Here is a 5,197-nt window from a genome sequence, read left to right on the forward strand (position 1 = left end):
GTATTACCATTCCATGCGCGGAAAAAATTCCGTCAAATGGGGCGAGAGCCACTCTTTTTAAATATGCATTTCGTTTGGCAAATAAAATATCCCCCTTCTTTATTGCAAGTTTTTGTCCTTTTAAAACAACATCACTCCCCCATCTTTTGACCTGCAAGCTTCCGCTATCAAGATGTTCCAAGCCGATATAGTATTTCTCGTCTCCCGGAACTGGATTTTTTCTCTCAGAGATTAGTTTTGCTACTTCTCCAAACTTCAATAGCTGTGAGCCTTCATTGTACTGCTTATCCATTAATGCTCCCACTTTGCTGGTCATTCTCATCACCAAGAGAGTCAGCTAGGTGATTTAGAAGGTTATTGGTTTGTTTTTTCAGTTGAACACGACATACTTTCCAAGATTCGATTGCATGCTCAATATCATAAGATTCCTCTTCAACCGTTGCCTGCACATACAGCGGAATCGACAAGTTGTAAAGGTTCTGTTGAATGGTTTCCATTTCAACCAAAGCCGTAATATCACTTTGCTTCTCTGGTGAAAAATAGGCATCACAGAGTACAGCTAAGTCATTATCAGACAGGTGACTATGAGCTCGCTCACGGGTTACATGTTGTACGCCATTAATAAACAACACCTTGTTTTTGCGCTCGGCGGGTTTATTGCAATTAAGCACCACCACGCAGGATTCCATCGGCGAGTTATAAAAAAGGTTTTTGCCTAGACCAATCACCGCTTCGATGATGTCTGATTCTATGATTTGTTTGCGGATCACTTGCTCAGAATCACGGAACAGCACACCATGAGGCCAAAGCATGGCCGCACGGCCAGTATCCGGTTTTAAGCTTTTGATGATATGGGTATAGAAACCGTAATCCGCACAACCTTGTGGTGGCACGCCGTACATATTGCGCCCATAAGGGTCAGCGGCAAATTTTTCACGGTTCCACTTTTTGATCGAATACGGCGGGTTAGCAAAGATAACATCGAACTGTTTAAGTTGATCGTTCTCGATAAACTTAGGGTCGCCTAGAGTATCGCCACGCATAACATCAAACTCTTCGATGTCATGCAGGAACATGTTCATGCGCGCAATGGCAGAGGTTAGCAGGTTTACTTCTTGGCCATACAAATGAACGCTACGCCACTCTTTACCCTGAGAACGCAGATCCATCACTGCATTAAGCAGCATACCGCCGGTACCGCAGGTTGGGTCGTACGCACTCTCACCCGGCTTAAGCTTCATGATACGTGTCATCAAATGAACAACGGTACGATTGGTATAGAACTCGGCAGCCGTATGGCCTGAATCGTCCGCAAATTTTTTAATCAGGTACTCGTAAGCCTCACCCAGGTCATCTTGAGCAACAGACTTAATGCCTAGTGGGATTTTGCTGAAATGCTGAATAAGGTCTGATAGCAAGTGATCTGGCAAGCGCTCTTTGTTGGTCCACTGCGCATCACCAAATACACCATGCAAACGTTCGTTCTTTGCTTCAATCAAACGCAAAGCATTTTGAATCGCTTCACCAATGTCTTTACTGGTATTGCGAACTTTCTCCCAGCTTGCTTCTTCTGGAATATCGAAACGGTGATACATTGACATCGCGGCATATTCAGCATCACCTTCGTGCAGCTCTAGCGCTTCGTTATACTCTTCTAGATATACATCCGATAGGCGCTTAAAGAACAGCAGTGGGAATACGTACTGCTTGTAATCAGATGCATCAATTTGACCACGCAGGAACTCGGCTGCGCCCCACAGTAGCTCTTCTAGTTTGTTTTTATTCATAGCTCAAAGCCCTCTTTGATTAATAAGGCTTCTAACTCTTGTTCAGCGGCATCTAAGGCTGCTAATTTTTGTTGGAAATCTTTCAACGCTTCTTCTACAGTAATGGTTTCTTCTTCTAGCGGCTTTTGTACATAACGAGCGATGTTCAAGTTGAAATCGTTCTCTTCAATCTCGCTATGTGGCACCCAACGTGCAACACCTTCAATGTCGTCTGCCTCCGGTCCCTTGGTGCGCATCTTCTGATAGATGTCATAGATCTCATCAGCTTGAGGCTCTGACAAAGTATTTTGCGCGCGACCTTTAGTGAAGATTTCTTCCGCATTCACAATCAGTACATGATCTTTATGCTCTTCTGGTCTTGCTTTACGCAACACGAGAATACAAGCCGGGATGCCTGTACCGTAGAACAGGTTCGATGCCACACCGATTACCGCCACGATGCAGTTTTCTTTTAACAACTTGGTTCTAATTCTACCTTCAGCACCACCACGGAAAAGCACACCATGTGGCAGCACTACCGCCATGCGCCCTTCACCGTTTAATGAAGCAAACATATGCTGGACCCAGGCGAAATCACCGTTGGTTTTAGGGGCTAAACCAAAGCTTGCACGCCCATAAGGATCACTTGTCCAATAATCATGTCCCCACTCTTTTAAGCTAAATGGAGGGTTTGCAATTACGCAGTCAAAATCTTCTAGTCGGTCATTTTTCAGGAACTTAGGGTCACGAAGTGTATCACCACGAACGATTTCAAAATCTTCTTGTCCATGTAGGAACAAGTTCATTCGAGCAATCGCTTCGGTAGTCAGGTTCTTCTCTTGACCTTTGATTTTAAGAAGACGTGGGTCGCCGCCACTCTCTTTAACGTGGTGGATGGTTTCAAGCAGCATACCGCCTGTACCACAAGCCGGGTCATAAACACTCTCATTGGCTTGTGGATCTAGAATATTGACCATAAGACGAACAATGGTACGCGGTGTATAGAACTCACCTGCTTTCTTGTTTGCTTTATCAGCAAAGCGCTTGATGAGGTATTCGTAAGCACGACCCATATCATCATTACGCACACTCGATACGCCAAGGTTAACCTTGTTGAAGTGATTGAGTAATGTCGATAACAGTTCGTCTGATAGGCGCTCTTTGTTGGTCCAGCTCGCATCACCAAAAATACCATGTAGCTGTGGGTTTTCTAGTTCAATGCCACGGAATGAATCTTTTAGGGCTTGGCCAATATCCTTGGTTTCTGCAAACACATCTTTCCAATGACAGTTAGCTGGAATTTGGATGCGGTGAAACATATCGCCTTTCGCAAGATCTTCATCATCCACTTGCTCCATCGCCTCTGCGAACTCTTCATCGTAAACATCGCAGATACGCTTAAAGAACAAGATTGGGAAGATGTAGGTTTTATAGTCTGAAGCGTCAATAGGGCCCGTGATTATATGGGCCGCATGCCAAAGGTGTGCTTCTAAGTCTTTGAGATCTATTAATGTCATTGCTTGCTCTTATTCTCTTGTATCCACGCTTCAAGGTCTTCACGTTTGAAACGCCAAGAACCGCCGACTTTGAAACCAGGAAGCTTTCCTTCGCTTGCTAATCTATATGCTGTTTTTTCGGCCAACTTTAGGTAAGCAGCCACCTCTTTCAAGGTTAAAATTTGGTCTACCATTCAGAGTGTTATCTCATATTGGTTTTATTCATCAGAATTGATGGTGAGAGAATATGGGAAAATTGGGGAATCGGCAATGTGAGATAACTCAATACAAGACTGAGTGCATAGAAAAAATACAGATCCCCACCAGCTTTCGCTGGTGGGGATTCATTCTATTAGTAGCATTTCATAACTATCAATACGGTGATTGCTTGAACGATAACCTCTCCGCGATGTTGATAATTCAGTAACTACAGAGTTTCAGACAAGCATTCACCTAGGGAGTTAGCGATGTCTCTTTGCATTGTGTGGGACTCTCGCCTAGTGGGTAGTCATTCGTACTAAGGTGATTCAGCTTTCTGTATGTTTTATCAAAATAGCGCTTGTCGGACCAAACCTGAATATCGCCGATAACAAATAAGTGTTTTTTTGCTCGGGTAACAGCTACGTTCAACAAATTTGGTTTTGAAGAAGCCCAAGATGCCCCGCCACTGTTTTTAGTGTCACAACCGAGAACCAAAATAACGGTATCATTCTCCTTGCCTTGGAAAGTGTGCACAGTCCCGACGTTGTATTTCAAAAAGTTGTTAAACTCCTTTTCATTCCAACTCGAGTTACTAAGCAGCTCTGACTTGCTACGCCTCAGATCTTCTTTCAACTCTTTTCTTACCGCTTTAAATGGTGTTATTAGATAAATGCTGCTTAAGTCGCCATCGTGCGCTGCTAATTCAAATAAAAGAGTTTTAACATCCTCACCCAACTCACGCTTGTATTGTTTGAGTACACAGTCTCCTTGTGAATCATTCCACCGATTGTGTCCTAAAGCCTTATGAATTCTTGACTCAACGTCTTTATCGTTGTCAGAACCATGTATCATTCGACTGTTATAAGCTATTTCATTCGAAATGCTAAACATTGGCTCGATACATCTACGATGTACCCATAACGGTATGCCTATCCATTGTTCTTCACCATCCATATCTATCATACAGCCATATGGATTAACGCGATCGGCTAACGTCTGAACTGACCACATACAAGGGTCCCACTTCTCTGATTTTTCTTGCAACTTAGATTGCATTAAGTAGTCAATCAGCTCTGGTGGAGATGTAAACACAGGTTCAATTTGCAGAGGGTCTCCAACAACCACCGCTCGCTTAGCACGAAGCAAACCACCTACAGCAGATTGTGGTACTGCTTGCCCTGCCTCATCAATCATTAGCCAACCTAGAGATTCTGGCGGCAGCTTAGAAAACATATTTCCCAATGAAGCAAAAGTCGTCGAAACAACGGGGACAAACATAAATAGTATCTGCCAAATCGCCAATGCATTCTCGCTATTCTTACCTAATACAACATCATTGATTTTAACTATCTGCGTTCGGAAGGTACTCTGCTTACTAGCCTCTATCAGCCAAGCCTCATGAAGCTGTAACGCAGCCGAATAGATGTCAGACCGCAATTCATTGATAGTCTCGTGCTGCCAGCATGCGTGCCTCTGCCTATCATGTCCCTCGATATCATCAGTCACTTCCGGTAAGTGATACACCTTAAACTCAGTTTTATAGGCATCTAACTGTTCTAAGAGCTTCCTTTTTTCTAGCTCTTTAGATTGAATATCAAGCTGCTGCTGCAAAATTTTCTTTGTACATCCTTTTCTTTCGATTTCTTTGGAATCAACATTACCAATAATCAAGCGAATAGATTTTTTGACATTTTCGTACTCACCGAGTTTTTGAGATAGTGAAGCCTTATATTG

At 43.4% G+C, this 5,197-nt stretch carries 4 protein-coding genes and 1 pseudogene; all 5 read right to left on the reverse strand.

The window, feature by feature from the left end:
* Nucleotides 1-292: pseudogene (locus tag B9J87_RS13075) on the reverse strand (restriction endonuclease subunit S); the annotation flags it as partial.
* On the reverse strand, nt 285-1,787 hold the full coding sequence (locus B9J87_RS13080; protein WP_094151108.1) for a type I restriction-modification system subunit M: 1,503 nt from the start codon (nt 1,785-1,787) through the stop codon (nt 285-287). The gene B9J87_RS13080 and the pseudogene B9J87_RS13075, both read right to left, overlap by 8 nt.
* Nucleotides 1,784-3,283 (reverse strand): type I restriction-modification system subunit M, encoded by a 1,500-nt coding sequence (locus B9J87_RS13085; protein WP_094151110.1) that lies wholly within the window; start codon nt 3,281-3,283, stop codon nt 1,784-1,786. The genes B9J87_RS13080 and B9J87_RS13085 overlap by 4 nt, the downstream gene beginning before the upstream one ends.
* A complete protein-coding gene (gene mads1, locus B9J87_RS13090; protein ID WP_094151112.1) occupies nt 3,280-3,456 on the reverse strand; it encodes a methylation-associated defense system helix-turn-helix domain-containing protein MAD1 in 177 nt (58 codons plus the stop codon). The genes B9J87_RS13085 and mads1 overlap by 4 nt, the downstream gene beginning before the upstream one ends.
* Before the next feature lie 259 nt (nt 3,457-3,715).
* On the reverse strand, nt 3,716-5,197 hold a 1,482-nt coding region (locus B9J87_RS13100; protein ID WP_176429526.1), incomplete at its 5' end, for a DEAD/DEAH box helicase.

It is taken from the genome of Vibrio sp. V19_P1S1T109 (assembly GCF_002241375.1).
Taxonomy (GTDB): Bacteria; Pseudomonadota; Gammaproteobacteria; order Enterobacterales; family Vibrionaceae; genus Vibrio; species Vibrio anguillarum.

Coding starts and splice junctions, on each gene's coding strand:
- B9J87_RS13080 (WP_094151108.1), bottom strand. CDS start 1,787: ATGAATAAAAACAAACTAGAAGAGCTACTGTGGGGCGCAGCCGAGTTC.
- B9J87_RS13085 (WP_094151110.1), bottom strand. CDS start 3,283: ATGACATTAATAGATCTCAAAGACTTAGAAGCACACCTTTGGCATGCG.
- mads1 (WP_094151112.1), bottom strand. CDS start 3,456: ATGGTAGACCAAATTTTAACCTTGAAAGAGGTGGCTGCTTACCTAAAG.